General features: G+C 71.6%; 13 protein-coding genes. 8 read left to right on the top strand and 5 right to left on the bottom strand.

Going from position 1 to position 20857, the window contains the following annotated elements; translation table 11 throughout:
- Nucleotides 1-136 precede the first annotated feature (136 nt).
- The gene (locus IFR14_RS14385; protein ID WP_191941476.1) at nt 137-928 is read left to right on the top strand and encodes a biotin--[acetyl-CoA-carboxylase] ligase; all 792 of its coding nucleotides are present in this window, start codon (nt 137-139) and stop codon (nt 926-928) included.
- On the opposite strand, the gene IFR14_RS14380 is transcribed toward IFR14_RS14385, so the two are convergent.
- Complete coding sequence (locus IFR14_RS14380; protein ID WP_191941475.1) at nt 912-1724, bottom strand: EI24 domain-containing protein; 813 nt, start codon at nt 1722-1724, stop codon at nt 912-914. The genes IFR14_RS14385 and IFR14_RS14380 overlap by 17 nt on opposite strands.
- 101 nt (nt 1725-1825) lie before the next feature.
- On the opposite strand from IFR14_RS14380, the gene IFR14_RS14375 reads away from it, so the two are divergent.
- Both IFR14_RS14375 and IFR14_RS14370 read left to right on the top strand, forming a co-directional pair.
- Nucleotides 1826-2383 (top strand): PH domain-containing protein, encoded by a 558-nt coding sequence (locus IFR14_RS14375; RefSeq protein WP_191941474.1) that lies wholly within the window; start codon nt 1826-1828, stop codon nt 2381-2383.
- A gap of 129 nt (nt 2384-2512) precedes the next feature.
- Nucleotides 2513-3658 (top strand): 5-(carboxyamino)imidazole ribonucleotide synthase, encoded by a 1146-nt coding sequence (locus tag IFR14_RS14370; protein ID WP_064295173.1) that lies wholly within the window; start codon nt 2513-2515, stop codon nt 3656-3658.
- Nucleotides 3659-3810: 152 nt separating this feature from the next.
- On the opposite strand, the gene IFR14_RS14365 is transcribed toward IFR14_RS14370, so the two are convergent.
- A complete protein-coding gene (locus IFR14_RS14365) occupies nt 3811-5643 on the bottom strand; it encodes a sulfite reductase subunit alpha (protein WP_191941473.1) in 1833 nt (610 codons plus the stop codon).
- Between the two features lie 23 nt (nt 5644-5666).
- The gene (locus tag IFR14_RS14360; protein ID WP_342365710.1) at nt 5667-11249 is read right to left on the bottom strand and encodes a glutamate synthase-related protein; all 5583 of its coding nucleotides are present in this window, start codon (nt 11247-11249) and stop codon (nt 5667-5669) included.
- A gap of 389 nt (nt 11250-11638) precedes the next feature.
- Between IFR14_RS14360 and mvk the strand changes: the two genes are divergently transcribed.
- The 5 genes from mvk to IFR14_RS14335 are packed head-to-tail and all read left to right on the top strand — an operon-like array spanning nt 11639 to nt 17163.
- The gene (gene mvk / locus IFR14_RS14355; protein ID WP_079707312.1) at nt 11639-12577 is read left to right on the top strand and encodes a mevalonate kinase; all 939 of its coding nucleotides are present in this window, start codon (nt 11639-11641) and stop codon (nt 12575-12577) included.
- The gene (gene mvaD / locus IFR14_RS14350) at nt 12574-13632 is read left to right on the top strand and encodes a diphosphomevalonate decarboxylase (RefSeq protein ID WP_342365709.1); all 1059 of its coding nucleotides are present in this window, start codon (nt 12574-12576) and stop codon (nt 13630-13632) included. Before mvk ends, mvaD begins: the two co-directional genes overlap by 4 nt.
- Nucleotides 13629-14846 (top strand): phosphomevalonate kinase, encoded by a 1218-nt coding sequence (locus IFR14_RS14345; protein ID WP_071262515.1) that lies wholly within the window; start codon nt 13629-13631, stop codon nt 14844-14846. The genes mvaD and IFR14_RS14345 overlap by 4 nt, the downstream gene beginning before the upstream one ends.
- On the top strand, nt 14843-15910 hold the full coding sequence (locus tag IFR14_RS14340) for a hydroxymethylglutaryl-CoA reductase (protein WP_191941470.1): 1068 nt from the start codon (nt 14843-14845) through the stop codon (nt 15908-15910). Before IFR14_RS14345 ends, IFR14_RS14340 begins: the two co-directional genes overlap by 4 nt.
- A gap of 59 nt (nt 15911-15969) precedes the next feature.
- Nucleotides 15970-17163: a hydroxymethylglutaryl-CoA synthase gene (locus tag IFR14_RS14335; RefSeq protein WP_124769694.1), complete on the top strand. Its 1194-nt coding sequence runs from the start codon at nt 15970-15972 to the stop codon at nt 17161-17163.
- A 220-nt stretch (nt 17164-17383) separates the two neighbouring features.
- On the opposite strand, the gene IFR14_RS14330 is transcribed toward IFR14_RS14335, so the two are convergent.
- Nucleotides 17384-19477, bottom strand: a complete 2094-nt coding sequence (locus tag IFR14_RS14330; RefSeq protein ID WP_191941469.1) for an acyltransferase family protein — start codon at nt 19475-19477, stop codon at nt 17384-17386.
- A gap of 132 nt (nt 19478-19609) precedes the next feature.
- Nucleotides 19610-20713: a VIT1/CCC1 transporter family protein gene (locus IFR14_RS14325; RefSeq protein WP_191941468.1), complete on the bottom strand. Its 1104-nt coding sequence runs from the start codon at nt 20711-20713 to the stop codon at nt 19610-19612.
- Nucleotides 20714-20857 lie beyond the last annotated feature (144 nt).

Raw genomic sequence — 20857 nt, 5'->3', positions numbered from 1 at the left:
TTCACCTTACCCGGTGGTCCCCCGGCCGACCCGTTGACGATCGGGTACAAGCGGCGCGCCGATCCGTTGTCGGCATCGTCCAAGCATGCCGGTGGGCGACGCGGGCGCGGACGACCGGCCTCAGTAGGGTTGTGCCATGGATCTGCCCCTCACCGCCGCCCTCGTGCCACGCCTCGAGATCCTCGGCCACGCCGGCTCCACCAACGACGAACTCGCCCGACGCGTCCGCGAGGACGGCGGCGACGCGTGGCCGGACCGCTCGGTCGTCCTCACCGACGACCAGCGCGGTGGACGCGGTCGCCTCGGTCGCGTGTGGACGGTGCCACCCGGCACGTCACTCGCCGTCTCGGTCCTGCTCCGGCCGGTCACTCCGTCGGGTGATCCGCTCCCGCTGCAGGCCTACGGCTGGCTCCCGCTCCTCGCGGGTGCAGCGCTCGCGGAATCGCTCCGGGAGCTCGGGGTGCCCGCCGACGTGAAGTGGCCGAACGACGTCCTCATCGGCGGCCGGAAGGTGTCCGGCATCCTCGCCGAGCTACTGCCGAGCGGGGATGCGGTGATCCTCGGGACCGGAGTCAACCTCCGTCAGCGTGCCGAGGAACTGCCGACCGACCGGTCCACCTCGCTCGCGCTCGCCGGCCTCGCCGATCCTGACCCGGACACCGTCCTCGTCGGTTACCTGCGCGCCTTCGGCACCCTGTACGACGCCTACCTGGAGGCGTCCGGTGACGCCGAGGCCAGCGGGCTCCGAGCAGCGGTCACCGAGCGATGCGTGACGTTGGACAGCTCGGTGCGGGTGGAACTCCCCGGCGGCGACGTCCTGACCGGCACGGCCGAGCGGATCGACGCGGACGGGCGGCTCGTCGTCCGACCGACCGACGGCGGTGCGCCGGTCGCGGTGGCGGCCGGCGACGTCACGCACGTGCGCTGAGCGTCCCCGCCTGTTCGGTGAGGGACCGGCGTGCGAGCACCGTCGCGCCGGAGACGGCGGCCGGCATGACCAGCACGGACAGGACCGGCACGAGGAAGAGGACCGCGACCGTCATCCCGAAGCCCAGGGTGCGGGCGCGTCGCCTGGCGAGGGTCCGGCGGCGGTCCCGCAACGACAACCCCCTCGCGTCGAACGCGTAGCCCGTCAGTTCGAGGGCGAGGAACCACCCGCTCACGGCGAGCCCGAGCACCGGGACCACCGTCTGGCCGATCACCGGGACGAAGCCGAGGAGGAAGAGGACGGCCGCCGTCGGGATGGTGAGCAGGAGCAGGCCGAGTGCCCGGGTGACACCGGTGAGGAGGCCGCGCCACGCGGACTCACCCGACTCCGGAGGAGCGTCGCCGAGGGTGCGTTCGACGTCGGCCCAGATCCGCTCGTAGAAGGGGTCGCCGACGAGGAGCGTCGCTGCGGCGTAGGCGTACAGCATCACCACGACGGCGACGGCCACCAACGCGACCGCGGCGGCCACCCTGATGGACGAGCGGTACGGCTCGTCCCAGGTGTCGGCGAACGGTGTCGCCCAGTCGACGATCGTGGCGGCGTTGACGCCGAGGACGACGAGCAACGCGATGAACACGACGCCCACGATCGCGGCGGGGATCATGCCGAGCAGCATGCGCTTCGGCGAGGTGCCCCAGAGACGGAACCCGCCGAAGAGGATGCCGATCCCCTCGAGGAACGACCCGACGACGCCGGGCTGCTGCGCCGTCGGTGCGGTGCTGTCGGCCGGTTTCACGCCTTCATGCTAGCCGGGCGGCCGATGCACGGATGCTCGGGATCGCCGACGGGCGGGGTGGGAGCAGGCGGCGGGTTCCCGCGACTGCTAAGAATGGGAGTATGGCTGATCCCGGTATGACGGGGCCGGGCAGGCCGGCTCCTCCCGCGGCGGCGACCGAACGTGTGGTCGCACGCCTGCGTCCGCATGCCCGGCGGCTCCTGCTCCCCGCGCTCCTGCTCATCGCGGTGAGCGGCGCCGGTGCGTACTTCTTCGGCTCGTTCGACCTCGAGTGGCAGAACTGGGCCGTCCTCATCGGCGGCGGGGTGATCGTGCTGGTCGCCTGCGTCCTGCCGTTCATCGCCTGGCTGTCGGTCCGTTACGTGATCACGACCCGCCGACTGATCGTCCGTCGCGGGTTCTTCGTGCGGACGCGCCAGGAGCTCTACCACGCCCGTGGCTACGGCATCACGGTGCACAAGAGTTGGGTGCAGAGCGCCTTCGGCAGCGGCAACGTCCGGGTGACGAGCGGTGGCGAGGTACCGGTCGTCCTGCGGGACGTGCCCGGTGCGGTCCTCGTCCAGAACGCCTTGCACGAGCTCGTCGCGGAGAACCAGAGCATCGCCGCGCCGTACCCGGCAGCACCGGCTCCGACGCAGCAGCCACCGGTCCAACGCTGACCGGTGACCGGCCCGCCCGGCCGGTACGATGTTCGAGTCGGGGCACCCGCCGATCCGCCTCCGGATCCGCCCGTCCCGCCTGCTGAAACGAGACCCGCCGGCCGGTCGCCGGAGAGCTGGAGTGAACCCATGAGCATTCGCGTCGGAGTGATCGGCGGCGGTCAGCTGGCCAGGATGATGGTGCCCGCGGCCGTGAACCTCGGACTCGACATCCGGGTGCTCGCCGAGCAGGAGGGCATGTCCGCCCGACTCGCCACCGTCGAGGTGGGCGACTACCGCGACGCGGACACCGTGCTCGCCTTCGCCGAGACGGTCGACGTCATCACCTTCGACCACGAGCACGTGCCGCAGCACGTCCTGCGGGCACTCGTCGACGCCGGTGTACAGGTGCACCCGGGACCGGACGCGCTCGCCGTCGCCCAGGACAAACTGCTCATGCGCGAACGCCTGACGGAGCTCGGACTGCCGGTCCCCGACTGGGCGCGCGTGCACGATCAGGAGGAGCTCGCGGCCTTCCTCGCCGAGCACGGCGGGAAGGGCGTCGTGAAGACGCCGCGTGGTGGCTACGACGGCAAGGGCGTCCGTGTCGTCCACGGACCGAACGAGGTCGACGACTGGTTCACGGCGCTCTCCGAGGACGCCAACGGCGGAGCACTGCTCGTCGAGGAGCTGGTGTCGTTCCGGCGCGAGCTCGCCCAGCTCGTCGCCCGGCGCCCGTCCGGCGAGGTGGTGCCGTGGCGCGTCGTCGAGACCGTGCAGCTCGGCGGGGTGTGCAGCGAGGTCATCGCTCCGGCGCCCGGCTCGGCGGGCCGGCTCGCCGACACCGCGGAGGAGATCGCCGTGACCGTCGCGACCGCGCTCGGGGTGACGGGCGTCCTGGCCGTCGAACTCTTCGAGACCGACGACGACCGCCTGCTCATCAACGAACTCGCCATGCGTCCGCACAACAGCGGGCACTGGACGCAGGACGGCAGCGTCACCAGCCAGTTCGAGCAGCACCTGCGCGCCGTCCTCGACCTTCCCCTCGGCTGGACGGGCTGCCACCGCGATTGGACCGTCATGGTGAACGTGCTCGGCGGGCCGGCCGAGGGGACGCTCGACGACCGCTACCCGCAGGTCCTCGGTGCGCACCCGCTGGCGAAGGTGCACAACTACGGCAAGGACCCCCGCCCCGGGCGCAAGGTCGGCCACGTCAACGTCGCGGGCGACGACCTCGACGACGTCGTGTACGAGGCACGGGCCGCCGCGGCGTTGCTCGGCGCCGAGAACGCCTGACCGCCCTTCGACAAGCTCAGGGACCGGTGGTTGGGCTCAGGGACCGAGGGCCGGGCTCAGGGGCCGAGGGCTGGGCTCAGGGACCGATGACCGGTCGCCGAGCCTGTCGAGGTGCGCCCTTCGACAGGCCCAGGGACCGGTCGAGGTGCGCCTCAGTACACGTCGCGGATGTAGCGCTTCTCGCGCTTCAGCGTGTGCACGTACTCGGCTGCGGCCTCCGTCGAACGCCCGCCGTGTTCGGCGATGAGCTCGTGCAGCGCCTGGTCGACGTCCTTCGCCATCCGTGAGGCGTCACCGCAGACGGCGAAGTGGCCGCCCTCCTCGAGCCAGGCGTAGAGCTCCTTGCCGTTCTCGCGCATCCGGGTCTGGACGTACACCTTCTCGCGCTGGTCGCGGGAGAACGCGAGGTCCAGACGATCAAGCACCCCTCCGGTGAGCAGCTCGCCGAGTTCGTCCTCGTAGATGAAGTCGTGCGCCCGGTGCTGGTCGCCGAAGAACAGCCAGTTCCGACCAGCGGCCCCGCGCTCGCGGCGCTCCTGGAGGAACGAGCGGAACGGCGCGATCCCGGTTCCCGGGCCGACCATGATGAGCGGCGCGTCGTCGTCCGACGGCACCCGGAAGCCCGCGTTCGCGGAGACGAAGATCCCGCTCGTCGCGCCCTCCGCGACCCGGTCGGCGAGATGCGTCGACGCGACGCCGCCGTGCAGACGGTCGCCGACCGCGTACCGGACGCTCGCGACGGTGAGGTGCACGCGCCCGTCGGCCGCCAGCGGACTGGACGAGATCGAGTAGGCGCGGTGCTGGAGCGGACGCAGCACGTCGAGGAGCGCGGCGGCGTCGAACCGGACCGCGGTGGAGCGCAGGAGGTCGAGGATGTCGCGGTCGCGCAACCAGGAGTCGAGCGTCTCCGCCTGGGCGAGCGCGAGGATCCCCGCCAGCTCCGAGTCCGGCGCGCGGTCGGCGAGTTCGGCCACAAGGTCCTTCGACGGGGTGCGGATCTCGAACCCGTGGGTGAGCCGGTCCGCCAGGGTCGAGCCGTCGACCGACTCGTCCGCGGTCGCGTCCAGTTCGGCGATGATGGCGTCGACGAGCGCCGGGTCGTTGCTCGGCATGACGCCGAGGGCGTCGCCGGCCGCGTACTCGATGCCGCTGTCGCCCAGGTCGAACTCGTAGTGCCGGATCTCCTTCGACGAGGCGGGCCCGGACAGGACACGGTTGACGGCGAGGGTGGCGCCGTACGGCGTCTTGCGGGTCCACGGTGAGCGCGTGCGTCCGGGCTTCTTCGCCGGCTTGGCCGCCGGCGCGGGAGCGGGTGCGGCATCGGCGTCAGTCGGGGCGAGGGCGCCGAAGAGCGACAAGGCCTGTGTGGTCCACGCCGCGGCGGGCTCCTCGTAATCGACGTCGCAGTCCACGCGGGCGAGGATGCGTTCCGCACCGAGCTGCTCCAGACGCGTGTCGATGAGCTTGCCCGCCTGGCAGAACCCGTCGTATCCGGAGTCGCCGAGCGCGAGCACGGAGAACTTCAGGCCGTCGAGGCGTGGTGCGGTGCTCGCCTGGAGCGTCTCCCAGAACAGTTCGGCGTTGTCGGGCATCTCACCCTCGCCGTACGTGGAGGTGATGACGACGACGTGTCCCATCGTCGGGAGCCGGTCGACCTCGACGTCGTCGAGTCCGATCGTCGTCACCGCGACGCCGTAGCCGGAGGCGGCTCGGCCGAGATCCTCCGCGATGGCCTCCGCGGTGCCCGTCTGCGTCCCGACGAGCACGTGCAGGGCGAGCTGCGGCGTGCGGCCACCGGCGTCGGTGGCATCGATCGCGCTGGAGCGGACCCCTGCCAGGAATCCGGCGAGCCAGACCCGCTGCTCGGGGCTGAACGGCGCGTCCGCCGGGATGAACGGGTCGTCGGCGCTGCTGCCGAGCGCGGCGAGCGCCTCGAAGAGCACCGGGCTCGGTGTGCTGGCCGCCGGGGCCTGGGTCGAGGTCATCGTCCCCTCCAGTTCGGGCGCGCTCATCGGGAACCCGCCAGGGTCAGTTCGGCCAGAGCGGCCGATGCAAGGAGTGCTTCGGTGCCACCGGTCGCTGCGGATCGGGCACGGTTCTTGGCGTGTTGGTGCATGATCCACCCCGTGGTGCCCGGGTGGTCGATCGACCGCACGTTCCGCAGGCGCAGGGCCTCCGTGTAGTCGTGGAGTCGCTTCGCGGCGATCATGGCGGCGAGCGCTCCGTCGTCGTACCGTTCGAGCAGCTCTCGAGCCGCCCGCTGCACCCGCTGCATGACGAAGAAGTCCTCGGTGAGGATGAGCGTGCGGACGCTCGCCTGCACGAGCGGGTGCGCCGGGTCGTCGACGCCGGGTGTGCGGGACAGCGCGACCTCCTGGGCGAGCTTCAGCACCGTGTAGCTCGTGAGGAGCGCGTAGACGTCCTGCGGGTCCGCCGCAGGCTCGCCGAGTCCGGGGGCGCGACCGCCGCGGACCGGCCGGCGGTCGCGGTAGTCGAGCTTGAAGGTGCGGAGCTGCTGCGCCGCGAGGGCCGCGCCGAGTTCGTCGAGGAGTTCCTTGCGGCTCTTGGCCGCGAGGATCGCGTCGCTGTCCTGGTAGAGGAGCAGCGCGCGCGGCATGCCGAACACGAACTGGTGCCTGGCCGTTTCCCACTCGGCGAGCAAGCGGGAGGCGAGCGGCGAACCGGTCGCCTCGACGTGCCACTCCAGCAGCAGGAGCACGGCGGCCTCGTGGAACGCCGCCTGCTCGCCCTCGGTGATCGATCCGAGGAGGAGGGAGTCCGCGCTGACCTTGCTCGGCAGTTCGCCCCGCGGGTCGTACTGGTAGACGAAGCCACCGCTCATCCCGTTGCCGAAGCCGATCCCGAAACCGCCGAGGTTCAGCACGGCGCCGTTGGTCATGTATTCGCAGGCGTAGTCGCCGACGCCCTCGACGACCGCTGTGGCGCCCGAGTTGCGGACGGCGAAGCGGTCGCCGGCCTCGCCCTGGACGAAGGTGCGGCCGCCGGTCGCGCCGAAGAGGGCGAAGTTGCCGATGAGGACGTTCCCGCCATCCTCCGAGCTGCCACCGCCCGGGGAGAGGATCGCGATGGTGCCGCCGGAGGCGCTCTTGCCGACGCCGTCGTTGCAGGTGCCGGTGTGCCGCCAGTACAGGCCGTCGACGCAGAACGCCGCGTACGACTGCCCCGCGGAGTGCTCGGTGCGGATGGTCACGGTGTCGGCGGCGAGCGAACGGTGGCCGCGGTCGTCGGTGACGACGGAGGGGATCGCCGCCGCCTGGGCGTCGTCGAGCTCGTGGTTGAGGATGCGCTCGAGGTCGATCGCGAGCTGCCCGCCCACGGAACGCCAGCGGTTGCCGAGTCGGATCCCGCCGTCGGTGTCTTCGGCGCCCAGGTCGAGCGTCGTCCGGCCGTCGTCGAACAGGCCGGCGCGCACACGCTCGATGAGGGCGTCGTCGAGCGTGAAGTCCTTCTCCAGATACACGGGGTCGGTGACGACGACCTCGGGGACGACCGCGAGCATGGCCCGCAGGTCGAGGTCTGCGACGGCCGCCGGGTGGTCGACGAGGTGGAGGAGGTCGGTGCGACCGCGGGCTTCGCGGAGCGAGCGGAGGCCGAGGATGGCGAGCCGCTCGCGGACGTCGTGCGCGATGTTCAGGAGGTACTGCGCGAGCGCGCGCGGGTCGCCGTCGAAGGTCTCCGGGTTGGTCGTGAGACCAGCCGGGCACTTCACGTTGCAGTTCTTCGCCATGACGCACTTGAGCATCATGAGCGCGGTGGTCCCGAACTCGAAGCTGTCGCCGCCGAGCAGGGCGGAGATGACGACGTCGCGACCGGTCTGGTGCGCGCCGGAGCAGCGCAGCGTGACCTTCGACCGCAGACCGTTCGCGCTGAGGGCCTGGTGGACCTCGGCGATGCCGATCTCGGCGCTGCGTCCGGCGTACTTGAGGCTCGTCACGGCGGCTGCGCCGGTCCCACCGGTGTTGCCGGCCACGTTGATGACGTCGGCACCGGCCTTGGCGACGCCGACGGCGATCGTGCCGATGCCCTCGGAGGAGACGAGCTTGACGACGACGCGGACCCGAGCCGCCTTGCAGTCGTGGATGAGCTGCGCGAGGTCCTCGATCGAGTAGGTGTCGTGGTGCGGCGGCGGCGAGACGAGCTCGATGCCGGGTGTGCCACCCCGGGCGGCGGCGATGTCCACCGTCACCTTGGGAGCCGGGAGCTGACCGCCCTCGCCGGGCTTGGCACCCTGGCCGATCTTGATCTCGAGCTCCTGCAGCATCGGGTCGGCGAGGTAACCGGCCCAGACACCGAAGCGCCCGGAGGCGAACTGCTTGATGCGCGAGCCGCGGATGGTGCCGTAGCGGGACAGGTGTTCGCCGCCCTCGCCACTGTTCGACATCCCGCCGACCATGTTGGTGCCGTGCGCGACCGCCTCGTGCGCGGTCGCCACGAGGGCGCCGTGGCTCATCGCCCCGGACGCGAGGGATCGGGTGATCTCGCTCGCAGGCTGGACGAGGTCGGTCGAGATGCTCTCGGCACCCTCGACGAGCATCGAGAAGTAGTCGTCGGCGGACCCCGTCGCCTCCACGATGAGGTCGCCACCGGAGATCCAGTGCCCCGTCACCTCGCCGCCGAAGCGGTGGACGTAGTACTCGCCGAGCGCCGAGACCCGCGTGAGGTCGCCCGCGAGCGGTCCCGTGAGCTGCAGCCGGTGCCGCCCCTGCTCGGTCCGCGTCGCACGCAGGCCGCGGACGACGATCGAGGAGTTGCCGACGGGGCCGAGCCGGTCGAGCTCGCGCGCGAACTCCTCCGGGGTGGTCAGTCGGGTGATGTCCTCCGGCAGCACGAGCACGTCGCGGAGGGCCGCCGGGCGACGGCGCCGCTCGGTCGTCATCGACTGGACGAAGGAGCGGTAACCGGGCGTGATGGTGAAGGCGTCGATCTCGTCGTCGTCGAGGGCGTCGAAGGAGGTGTGCTGGTAGGCGTCGTCGTCGATCCCGAACGCGTCCTCCAGGTTCCCGATGGTGTGGAGGCGCAGCGGGTCGTCGCCGAGCGTGCCGCCGTCGCGGTCGACGGCCATGGTGTCCGCTCGCGGCAGCTGCACGGGCTCCTCGGTGAGGTCGACGAAGCCGCGGACCGCGGTCGTCCCGTAGGAGTGGCCGGCGCCCTCGGCGCGTTCCTTGAACAGGCCGAGGAGCGGGACGTCCGCGTCGCTCGACGTCGTCAGGGCGCGCTGGTGCCAGGCGCTCGCCGTCCGGGCGATCCCGGCGAAGCCGACGCCGCCGACTGGGGCGCGGAGGTGCGGGAAGGCGCGCGCGAGCACGGGGTCGCTCGTGTCGAGGTAGTTCGGCTCGAAGAACTCGCCGCCGATGTAGCTCTCGACGGTGCAGAGGCCGACCCGGCCCATGGTCTTCAGGAGCGACTTCTCGGCGGCGTAGGCGAACCGGCGGAACGCTGCTTCCACCTCGTCGGGGTGCTGCTGCTCGGCGCGGAGGCGGACCGCGAGCGGGTGGACGGCCGACGCACCGAAGCCGAGGGCGGAGGCGACGTGGTGCGAGGACGGCAGCTGGCCGCTGTCGACCACGAGCGACACGCGGAGCCGGAGGCCGTCGTCGATGAGTCGCTGGTTGACGGCCGCCACGACGAGGATGAGCGGCAGGGCGGCACCCTCCGCGTGGACGCCGCGGTCACTGAGGATCGCGATGCCGCCGTTCTCTGCGGCGAACCCGGCGACCGCCGCGGCCACACGCTCGACGGCGGCCTCGAGCGCGTCGGCGTTCGCCTGCGCGTCCACCTCGGGCCGGTAGAGGATGTCGAACCACGCGGCCGGCGACTCGTGCTGAGCGCTGAGGCGCCGCAGTTCGTCCTCGCTGATGATGGGGGATCGGAGGACGAGCTGCTTCGTGCCGACCGTGCCGCTGCCGGGCTTCGGACCGAGCGCGACCCGGAGGGTCATGCCGTCCGCCTCACGGATGCTGTCGAGCGGCGGGTTGGTCACCTGGGCGAAGCGCTGGGAGAAGTACTTCGCCAGGCCGCCCTCCTGGTCGGACAGGGCGTTGATGGCGTTGCCGTAGCCCATCGCCGAGATCCGCTCCTTGCCCGAGGCGAGCATCGGGTCCGTCATGAACCGGAAGCTCTCCTGGTTGAGGGAGTACGCGACGTAGCGCTGCACCTGGTTCAGCCCACCGCGGTAGGCGAACGCGTCGTCCGCCGAGGCCGTCGGTGCCGACACCGGGACGCCCCGGTCCTCGAGCGCATCGAGGTCGGTGGCCGATGCGGCGAGCATCGCCGGGTAGTCCTTGCGCGCCGCGAGGAGCTCGAGCGCCTCGCCCGTGCGGAGGCGCGTGCCCGTGCGGTGGTCGTAGGCGAGCATGCCGCCGGCCTCGATGCGACCGCGGTGGACCACCTCGTCGTCCGGGAACGGCAGCTGCCCGGCCTCGGACGTGACGCAGAGGTAGTCGGCCGTCTCGACGCTGCGCAGCGGGCGCAGGCCGAGCCGGTCGAGCCGGGCGCCGACGGTCGTGCCGTCGTTGAAGATGAGCGCGGCCGGGCCGTCGTTCTTCTCCTCGACGAGCGAGAAGTACTCGAGCATCGCCCGAACCTCGCGGCTCAGGGTGCGATCGTTCTCCCAGGCCGGGGGCATGACGGACACGACCGCCTCGAGCAGTTCGAGTCCGTCCTCGACCACGCGGCTGTGCAGCGTCTGGTCGAGGCGCGAGCTGTCCGACTGGCCCCTGGCCCGGATGATCTTCCGGCCTCGCGATGCAGCCAGCGCCGTCTCGGACAGACGGTTCTTGCGGTCGGTGTTGAGCTCGCCGTTGTGCGCCATGAGGCGGAAGGGCTGCGCCATCGACGGGTGGGGAGCGGTGTTCGTCGAGAACCGGGTGTGGAAGGCGAGGGTCCTGACCCGGTGCAGGGGGTCGGCCAGGTCGGCGAAGTAGGGGATGACCTCGCCGGAGTTGAGACGTCCCTTGAGGACCTGGGTGCGCGTGCTGAGCGACAGCGGGTACAGGCCGTCGAGGGTGAGGTCCGTGTAGGCGGTCGCCTCAATCGCGAGCAGGGCTGCGTGTGCGCGCTGGTCGAGGTCCTCCGTGGAGGCGTCGTCCGAGGGCTCGAAGATCCACTGCCGGATCGGCAGTTGGTACTGCACGGCCTTCGGGCGCAGGACGGCGTCGACCGTCGGCACGGCACGGGCGAGCAGCACGGTGAAGCCGGCCTCGCCGAGCGAGCGTTCGATGAGCGCCTCGGCGTCGCCGATCCGACCGTGGTCGACCGGGAGGAAGACGTTCGCGACGCCGAACCGCCCGGCGACGAGCGGCTTGCCGACGAGGGAGCTGAAGAAGTCGACCGAGAGGTCGATCTGCACGCCCGCTCCGTCGCCGACACCCTCGGAGGACATGCCGCCGCGGTGGGGGATGGCGCACAGGGCGGTGTCGCCGAGTGCGATGACGTCGTGGCTCTGCACGCCGTCCTTGCGGGTGATGAAACCGACGCCGCAGTCGCTCTTGTCGGTCTGGCGATCGACGAGGTCTGGCAGGGGCGATGGTGCGGCGGTGCGCGGGCGCGGTGGAACGGAAGACGAGATCACGACGGGGTACCCCTCGGAATGCGGGCGCTGGACGGCCCGGAGACGGTGAGATGACGGGACCGGATCTACGTCGCTGGAGGGAGGGTCCGTGTCGACGCGGGCGCTGGGTGCGGCGGCCGTCGTCTGCATGAATGGAGGTGATCCGATACTAACCGGGCCGTCCCGCCCACTCAACCGTAACGAGCCGAACCGGGCCGTTCGGCGTAGGCTGGGTGTTTCCGGTACGCATGGGACACGCCGTGAGCGCTCCGGCGGCTCCCGTCGACGGCCCATCGTGCAGCGCCCGGATGCGCTGCGGGACGGCTCACGAGCCGGCCCCGTGGCGGATGGATCGCGACCGGACGACCGATGTGCAGCCAGCTGCATGTTTTTCGGACCAGAATGGTGAGATGACGACAGAGCACACGGCTGCGACCGGTCGCGGCTTCGCGCACGCCAAGGCGATCCTGCTGGGCGAGCATGCCGTCGTGTACGGGTCTCCAGCCGTCGCCCTGCCCATCCCGTCGCTCCGGGTCGAGGCGACCGCCCGACGCATCGACGGAGCCTCGGTGCTCGACACCGAGATCTCGCTCGGCCCGCTCGACGCCTCCGATCCGCTCGGGACCACCGTCCTCGAGACCCTCGCGCACGTCGGTGCGGCACCGGCCGGTGTCGAGGTCGTCGTCCGCGGGACCCTGCCGATCGGCCGAGGCCTCGGTTCGAGTGCCGCGGCCGCCAACGCGATCGTCGACGCCGTCGCCGACCTGCACGGCGTGGCGCTCGACGACGCCGACCGGTTCGAGCTCGTGCAGCGCGGCGAACGCGTCGCCCACGGGACGCCCAGCGGGCTCGACGCCCGGGCCACGAGCGCCTCGACACCCATCCTCTTCACCGCCGGCCGCGTCGAGCATCCGCCGATCCGCTTCGGCGGCAGCTTCGTCGTGGCCGACACCGGTGCGCGCGGGTCGACCCGGAAGGCGGTCGCGGACGTCCGCGCCTTCGTCGAGCTGCACCCCGAGCGTGGTCGCGCGCTCCTGGCCGAGCTCGAACGCGGGACCGTGGCGGGCGTCGCCGACCTCGCCGCGGACCGCCGCGACGACCTCGGGACCCGCATGGACGCGGCGCAGGTCGTCCTCGACGAACTCGGCGCCGGCCACCCGGCCATCACCGCGCTCATCGCGGTCGCCGCGGGGAACGGCGCCCTCGGCGCGAAGCTCACGGGCGGCGGGCAGGGCGGATGCATCATCACCCTCGCCGCAGACCCCGCGTCAGCCCGACGCATCTCGCAAGCCCTGCTCGAGGCCGGAGCACTCGGCACCTGGACGATCGACGCGGAGGACTACGCGTGACCCTGACCCCGCAACAGCTCGCGACGACCGCCTCGGAGGAGGGCAGTGCGACCGCGCTCGCCAACCCCAACATCGCCCTCGTCAAGTACTGGGGCAAGCGGGACGAGGCGCTCATCCTCCCGTGGACCGGAAGCCTCTCACTGACCCTCGACGCAGCGCCCACGACGACGACGGTGCGACTGACGGACGCACACGACGACGTCGTGCTCCTCGGTGGACGACCCCTCGAGGGCACCGCCCGCTCCCGCGTCACGCGCTTCATCGACCTCGTGCGCGCGCTCGCCGGCCGGGACGAGCGCGTCGCCGTCGACTCCCACAACGAGATCCCCACGGGCGCCGGCCTCGCCTCCTCGGCCTCGGGCTTCGCTGCGCTGGCGCTCGCCGCATCGACCGCGTTCGGACTCGACCTCGACCGCCGCGCCCTCTCCCGGCTGGCCCGCCGTGGCTCGGGGTCGGCCTCGCGCTCGATCTTCGACGGGATCGCCGTCTGGCACGCCGGGCACGACGACGAGAGCTCCTTCGCCGAGGCGGTGCCCGCGCCCGGACTCGAGCTCGGCATGGTCCTCACCGTCCTCGACGCCCGGGCCAAGTCGGTCTCCAGTCGCGACGGCATGCGGCGCACGGTCGACACCTCCCCGTACTACCCCGCCTGGGTCGAACGCACCCCCGTCGAACTCGAGGAGATGCTCGCCGCGATCGCCCGCGCCGACTTCACCGCGGTGGGCACGATCGCCGAGCGGAACGCGATGCGGATGCACGCCACGATGCTCGGTGCCGAGCCGCCGGTCCGGTACTGGGGACCGGCGAGCGTGGAACTGCTCGATCTCGTCGCAAACCTCAGAGGCGACGGCCTCGAATGCTATGCGACGATGGACGCCGGCCCGAACGTGAAGATCCTGTGTCGAGCCGACGCGGTCGACGAGCTCGCGACTCGGATCCTCGAGGCGCAGCCCGACATCGGCGTCATCCCCGCCAGAGCTGGACGGGGCGCGAGGCTCATCACCTCGGAGCCCGGCGGATCGGCGGGCGAGCAGACAACGGAAGGAGCGCGATGATCGAGATCAAGGCGCCCGGCAAGCTCTTCGTGGCCGGCGAGTACGCCGTCGTCGAACCAGGGCACCCCTCCATCCTCGTCGCGGTCGACCGGTGCGTCACCGTCCGACTCGAGGCGAGCGAGCACGAGGGCCGCATCTTCTCCGACCAGTACGGCCGAGCGCCCATCATCTGGCGTCGCAACCGCAACGGGGTCGTCGTCGAGCACGAGGAACGCCCGCTCGACCACGTCCTCTCCGCCGTGAGCACGATGGAGACCCTCGTCGCCGAGCTCGGCGTCGCGCAGCGGTTCTCCGCGCTGTCCATCACGAGCGAGCTCGACGACGCGAGCGGCCGGAAGTTCGGCCTCGGCTCGAGCGCGGCCGTGACGACCGCCACCATCCGCGCCCTCGACGAGTTCTACCAGCTCGACCTCACCCGCACGCAGATGCTCAAGCTCGCGATCCTCGCCACCATCGACGTCGCGCCGGCAGCCTCCGGTGGCGACCTCGCGGCGAGCATGTTCGGCGGTTGGCTCCGCTACACCTCGCCCGATCGGGCCCGGCTGCGGGAGGTGCGCCACCGAGAAGGGGTGCTCGCCGCCCTCCGCGACCCCTGGGCCGAGCTGGGGCTCGAGCGACTGTCGCCGCCGACCTCGCTCCGGCTCCTCGTCGGATGGACCGGCGAGCCTGCCTCGACCACGCGTCTCGTCGACGAACTGCAGTCCCGCAAATGGGCGGAGACCGCCCACTACACCTCGTTCCTCGCGGCCAGTCGCGCCGCCGTCGACGCCCTCACGATCGGCTTGAACGACGAGGACCCTGCCCTCGTGCTCGGTGCCGTGCGCTCCGCGCGCGCGACGCTCGCCGGTCTCGGCCGCGACGCCGGTGTCGACATCGAGACCGCCGCGCTCGCGCAACTCTGCGACGCCGCCGAGCGCCTCGGCGGGGCGGCCAAGTCCTCCGGTGCCGGTGGTGGCGACTGCGGGATCGCGTTCATCGGCCAGTCCGTCTCCACCGCCGCCCTCGAGGACGACTGGTCGGCCCACGGCATCGAGCGGCTCCCGCTCACGGTGCACCCGCCGACCGGACTCATCGACGCCGCCCACAGCCCGTGGGGGCCGTCGGAGATCAGCCGCACCGACGACGACGCGGTCGAATCCATCAGATCCACCTACGCTCGTGCCTTCGCCGAGCAGCACGACGTCCTCCGGGGCGGAACGGAACCCCACGCATGAGCAACGAACCCGACGGCGTCGCACCGGTCCCACTCAAGTGGATCGGCCCGCTCCATCTGAGCGGCAACGTCATGGAGGGCGAGCAGGAGGTCCCGCTCGCCACCTACGAGAGCCCGCTCTGGCCGTCGGTCCGTCGGGGCGCCCGCATCTCCTCCATGGTCCCCGGCGGCATCCGCGCGACGCTCGTCGACGAGCGGATGAGCCGCTCCGTCCTGTTCGAGGTCGACTCGGCCGGCGACGCCCTGCAGGCGCTCCGCGAGATCGAGCGCAGCCTGCCCGAGCTGCAGGCCGTCGTCGCCCAGTCGAGTCACTTCGCCGAACTCATCGAGATCAACTCGCAGATCGCCGGCAACCTGCTCTTCCTGCGCCTCGAGTTCCGCACCGGTGACGCGTCCGGCCACAACATGGTCACGCTCGCGGCGGACCGTCTCATGCCGTACATCATGGAGCGTTGGCCGATGCTCCGCTACGGCTCGATCTCCGGCAACTTCTGCTCCGACAAGAAAGCGACCGCGGTCAACGGCATCCTGGGTCGCGGCAAGAACGTCGTCACCGAGATGACGATCCCGCGGGCGATCGTCGAGCGGTTCCTGCACACGACGCCCGAGCAGATCGTGCAGCTGAACGTGCGCAAGAACCTCGTCGGGACGATCCTCGCCGGCGGCCTGCGCAGCGCGAACGCCCACTACGCCAACATGCTGCTCGCGTTCTACCTGGCGACCGGCCAGGACGCGGCGAACATCGTCGAGGGCTCGCAGGGCCTCACACACGCCGAGGTGCACGACGGCGACCTCTACTTCTCCTGCACCCTGCCGAACCTCATCGTCGGCACGGTCGGCAACGGCAAGGGGCTCGGCTTCGTCGAGGAGAACCTCACCCGCCTCGGGTGCCGCGAGGACCGTGAACCCGGCGCCAACGCCCGGCGACTCGCCGTCCTGTGCGCTGCCGCCGTCTGGTGTGGCGAACTGTCACTCCTCGCCGCGCAGACCAACCCCGGTGAGCTCATGGCCGCCCACCTGAAGCTCGAACGCAGCGCGCAGACCGCAGCCGGCGCGCCCGCCTGACCCTCCCACCGCACCGGGGGACCGGTGCATCGTCGACGCTCGAACGGAGCACCCCGCACGTGAACACCAACCAGACCAGCAGCCCCGCCGTCGGCATCGACGACATCGCCTTCGCGACCGGGGCGAACCGCATCGACCTCGCCGAGCTCGCCGGGCGCTTCGGTGTCGAACCCGCCAAGTACTACGTCGGTCTCGGCCAGAGCGAGATGAGCGTCCCGGCCGCCGACGAGGACATCGTGACGATGGCTGCCGCCGCTGCCGCACCCATCATCGAACGGCACGGCAGCGACCGCCTGCGGACCGTCCTGTTCGCCACCGAGTCCGGCATCGACCAGTCGAAGTCCGCGGGCGTCTACGTGCACCGGCTGCTCGGCCTGCCGCAGGCGGTCCGCGTGGTCGAGCTCAAGCAGGCCTGCTACTCGGCCACCGCGGCGCTGCAGTTCGCGGCTGCGCTCGTCGCGCGGAACCCCGAGGAGACCGTGCTCGTGATCGCGAGCGACATCGCGCGGTACGAACTGCACTCCAACGCCGAGCCGACGCAGGGCGCCGGGGCCGTCGCCATGCTCGTGGCCGCCGATCCGGCCATCCTCGAGCTCGAGACCGCGACCGGCGTCTACACGCAGGACGTCATGGACTTCTGGCGCCCGAACCACAGCGCGACGGCGATCGTCGACGGCAAGCTGTCCATCTCCGCCTACCAGGACGCCATCGAGGGGGCCTGGGCGGACTACCGGTCACGCGGCGGAGCGGACTTCTCCGAGGTCGACCACTTCTGCTACCACCAGCCGTTCACGAAGATGGCGATCAAGGCGCACCGGCACCTGGCCAAGTCGCTCGGCTCCGAGCGCACCCAGGAGGAGTTGGACGCACAGATCGAGCCGACGACCGGGTACAACCGCCGGATCGGGAACAGCTACACGGCCTCCGTGTACCTCGCGCTGCTCGCGCTGCTCGACGGCGACGACGACCTCACCGGTCGGCGCATCGCGTTCCTCAGCTACGGCTCGGGTGCGGTCGCGGAGTGCTTCAGCGGCATCGTGCGTCCGGGCTACCGCTCGGCTCTGCGGAGCGACGCGAACCGCGCGCAGCTCGATGCCAGGACGGTCGTCGACGACGCCCGCTACCTGCAGCTCCTCGAGGATGCGGCGTCGGCCGACGTCCACGACTCCGACCGCCCTCGCGAGACCGGTGCGCCGTTCCGTTTCGCGGGCGTCATCGGCGACCGCCGGCAGTACGAGCCCACCTCCGCCTGACCGCTCCTCGCCCGAGCTCTCCCGGGTGGTCGCCAGCGCGGTGCGCTGACGTCACCGCGGGTCGGGGACGTGAGCGCGGGTCTCCGGAGGGGCGCGCTCACGTGTGTGCCCCGCGCTCGTGCCGGGTCCGCCGCGCTCGCGTCAGCGCACCGCGCCGACGCCGGGTTCGGCCCACTCGCGTCAGCGCACCGCGCTGGCACTCCACCCGATCGGGGACTGGTCACCCCCGGGAGGTGGCGGCTCGGATGCGGTCGACGAGGAACGGGCCCAGGGTCCGCGACCAGGTGGCCGTGATGTGGTGCAGATCGCGATAGACGAGCACGTTCCCGACGGCGAGCGGACAGGTTCCGGCCGCACAGTACAGCTCGCCGAGATCCACGACCGGCACGGCGCCGTCGGTCATCGCCGCCGTGGCGGTGTTCAGGTCGAACGTCGGGTACGCCTCGGCCACGGGGAAGGCGCACGCCCCCGCGATGAGCTCGGCGGCGCTCGAGCGGTCGACGCACGCGGCGGCTTCGGTCGGCACGCGGGGATTGTCCCGCAGCACTACGATCGACGTCCCCTGCTCGAGCACCGGTCCCCACGCGGCGAGCGTCGCGCCGCGGATCGCGGCTTGTTCGGCCACCGAGGTCTCGTCCGGACTCTTGGAGGTCACCAGGATGATGTCGTACGGCCGCTCACCCGTGAACGCCTCCTGCATGAGCGTCCGCCGGGCGTCGCACGCCGCCGAGTCGTCGGGTCCCGGTGCCCGCCACTCGCAGCCCTTGCCGACGTACACGTCGAGCCGCCAATTGCGTGCCTCGAGCTGGTCGACGAGGCCGGGGATGAGCATCGTGGCGTGCGAGTTCCCGGTGAGCGCGACCCGCGTGGCGTCCGGGCGATCGGAACCGAAGGTGCAGCCGGGGAAGTCCGGCGCGTCAGCCGCCGCGGAACACCGAAAGGTGTCGCCCGTGTCCTCGGTCCGCACCGAGAGCGGCGGCAGCAGTTCGTCCGCCATTGCCGGATTGGTGCAGCCCGAGACGGCCGCGTCGGCCCCGAAACACGGCTCGCCGTCCGTGACGTAGGTGTCCACGGTGCTCGCGAGGGTGCGTTCCTCGGCGGCGACGGTCAGCAACCCCGCCGTCGGGATGCAGAGCACGAGTGCGGTCGCCGCGCCAGCCCACAGGACGGTCCGTCCGGAGCGCGCGTGCAGGAGGACGGGGGCTCGTCGGACGGGGTCCTCGACGAAGCGTTTCGTCAGCGCGGCGAGGACCACGGCGATGACCAGGAGTGCCGGAGCGACAGCCCACCCGAGCGGGTCGTCGAGCGCGATGGGCACGCCGAGCACCCACGGCGCGACCACGATGAGCGGCCAGTGCCACAGGTACAGCGAATAGGAGAGATCGCCGAGGAGGAGCGACGCACGTGCGCGCGCAAGGGTTGTCACGGACCACCGGTGGGTCGACGACCCACCGACGATCACGAGGAGCGTCCCGAGGACCGGGAGGGCGGCGGCGATCCCGGGGAACGCCGTCCGATCGGTGAAGGCGACCAGGGCGACCGCCAGGAGGACGACGCCGAGGACGCCGGAGACCGTTCGCCACCGGGTGCGGTGCACGACCACGACCGGCCCGAGGAGCGCGAGCAGACCGCCGGCCGCGAACTCCCAGGCACGGGTCGGCGTGGCGAAGTACGCCGGAGCCGGGTCCGCCGCCGTGTACAGGATCGAGCACAGGAGTGAGGTGGCACCGATGATCCCGAGCGCAACACCGAGGGTGCGGCGGAGGTCCGACGGTCGACGCCGGGTGAGCCACACGCACAGCACGACGACGAGCGGCCAGCCGAGGTAGAACTGCTCTTCGACGGAGAGCGACCAGAAGTGCTGGACCGGTGACGCGGCGCTGCCCTGTGCGAGATAGTCCACGGAGCTCCCGGCCAGGAACCAGTTCTCCCAGGAGGTCGCGCTCGCCACGGTCTCGGTGAAGAACTGCGTCCAGGCGCTCGGCGGGGCCAGCCGCCAGATCAGGACGGCGGTGACGGCGAGGACGAGCAGAGCGGCCGGCAGGAGTCGCCGGATCCTGCGGGCCCAGAACGCCGGGAGGTCGACGCGGCCCGTCTCGTCGGCCTGGCGTGCGAGGTGGCTCGTGATCAGATAGCCACTGACGACGAAGAACACGTCGACGCCGACGTACCCGCCGGGCAGGAGGCTCGACGACAGGTGGAAGACCACGACGGACAGGACGGCGATCGCGCGGAGCAACTGGATGTCGGGCTGCGTGCGCGGAACCGCTCCGAGGAGGGGAGACACGTCGGTCCGGTCCTGCACCTGCCTCACGCGCCCTCCTCCGCCCTCCGGGTCGACGGACGGCGGGCTCAGCGTAGGGAACGCCGGTGACGCACTCGTGGACGGCAGATGACGGGTTCGCATCGGCTCCCGGTGTCGCGCGGCGGACGACCGAAGGCCGGGTCAGCCGACGTTCGCGCCGAAGAGCAGGCCGAGCACGTAGGTCGCCGCAGCAGCGCCGTACCCGATCGCGAGTTGTCGCAGTGCCCGGCGAAGCGGTGGCCCCCCGGAGAGCAGCCCGACGACGGCGCCGGTGCCGAGCAGGGCCACCCCGACGAGGAGCGCGGCGACCACCAATGCAGCGACACCCTGCAGCCCGAACAGGTAGGGCAGGGCCGGGATGACGGCGCCCGACGCGAAGAAGCAGAAGCTCGAGAGCGCGGCACCGAGCCCGGTCCCGATGGCTTCGTGCTCCATCGCCGTCCGGGCCTCGCGCTGGTAGGTGCCGGCGCCGACGCGGGCCAGGACGTCCGCTGCGTGGGCCTCGGCTTCACCGACCTCCATGCCGCGTGCCCGGTAGACGAGCGCGAGTTCGTTCGCGTCGACGTCGAGGTGGGGGAGGGCGTCGTCGGCCGCCGGGTTGGGGCTGGACGCCTCGAGCAGTTCCCGCTGCGACCGGACCGAGACGTACTCGCCGGCTCCCATCGACAGCGCGCCCGCCAGGAGGCCCGCGAGCCCGGCGGCGAGGACGACGCCGTTGCCGACGCCGGTGGCGCTCATGCCGATGACGAGCGCGAGGTTCGAGACGAGTCCGTCGTTCGCTCCGAACACGGCCGCCCGGAAGGTTCCGGACAGGCGGTTGCGTCCTCGGGCGGCCAGGCCCCGGACGACCTCCTCATGGATCTGCTCGTCGGCGGCCATGCGTTCGGTGGCCGCCCGTTCGGTCGCGTAGGGCGAGCGCGACTCGGCGCGCTGGACCAGCGCCAGGACGAAGACGGATCCGAACCGCCTCGCGAGCCAGCCGAGCAGCCTGGTCCGCAGGTCACCGCGTTGCGGCTTGCCGACGTCCTCCCCGAGCAGGGCGATCCAGTGCGACTCGTGGCGTTTCTCGGCCTCCGCGAGCGCGAGCAGGATGTCGCGCTCCTCACCGCTCCGCCGCCCGGCGAGATCCCGGTAGACGGCGGCCTCGGCGCGTTCGTCGGCGAGGTACCCGCGCCACCGCCGCAGCTCGCGCTGGCTGGGCGGCTCGTGGCGTGCTGCGGATCCGTCCGCGGTCGACGTGCTCATCCGCCGATTGTCCCAGACACCTGTCGACCGGTGCGCTGCGCGGTACCGAGGTGTCCCCGGACTGGGGGCTCCTGGGCGAGGGCTTGTCCGCCAGCTGCGGTGCGTCCTGAGCCGATCTTCAGGCACCGCGATCTACGATGGTGC

Source organism: Plantibacter sp. CFBP 8775 (assembly GCF_014839505.1).
Classification (GTDB): Bacteria; Actinomycetota; Actinomycetes; order Actinomycetales; family Microbacteriaceae; genus Plantibacter; species Plantibacter auratus.
This window is presented reverse-complemented; position numbering and strand designations above follow the sequence as displayed.

Coding starts and splice junctions, on each gene's coding strand:
- IFR14_RS14385 (WP_191941476.1), top strand. CDS start 137: ATGGATCTGCCCCTCACCGCCGCCCTCGTGCCACGCCTCGAGATCCTC.
- IFR14_RS14375 (WP_191941474.1), top strand. CDS start 1,826: ATGGCTGATCCCGGTATGACGGGGCCGGGCAGGCCGGCTCCTCCCGCG.
- IFR14_RS14370 (WP_064295173.1), top strand. CDS start 2,513: ATGAGCATTCGCGTCGGAGTGATCGGCGGCGGTCAGCTGGCCAGGATG.
- IFR14_RS14365 (WP_191941473.1), bottom strand. CDS start 5,643: ATGACCTCGACCCAGGCCCCGGCGGCCAGCACACCGAGCCCGGTGCTC.
- mvk (WP_079707312.1), top strand. CDS start 11,639: ATGACGACAGAGCACACGGCTGCGACCGGTCGCGGCTTCGCGCACGCC.
- IFR14_RS14345 (WP_071262515.1), top strand. CDS start 13,629: ATGATCGAGATCAAGGCGCCCGGCAAGCTCTTCGTGGCCGGCGAGTAC.
- IFR14_RS14340 (WP_191941470.1), top strand. CDS start 14,843: ATGAGCAACGAACCCGACGGCGTCGCACCGGTCCCACTCAAGTGGATC.
- IFR14_RS14325 (WP_191941468.1), bottom strand. CDS start 20,713: ATGAGCACGTCGACCGCGGACGGATCCGCAGCACGCCACGAGCCGCCC.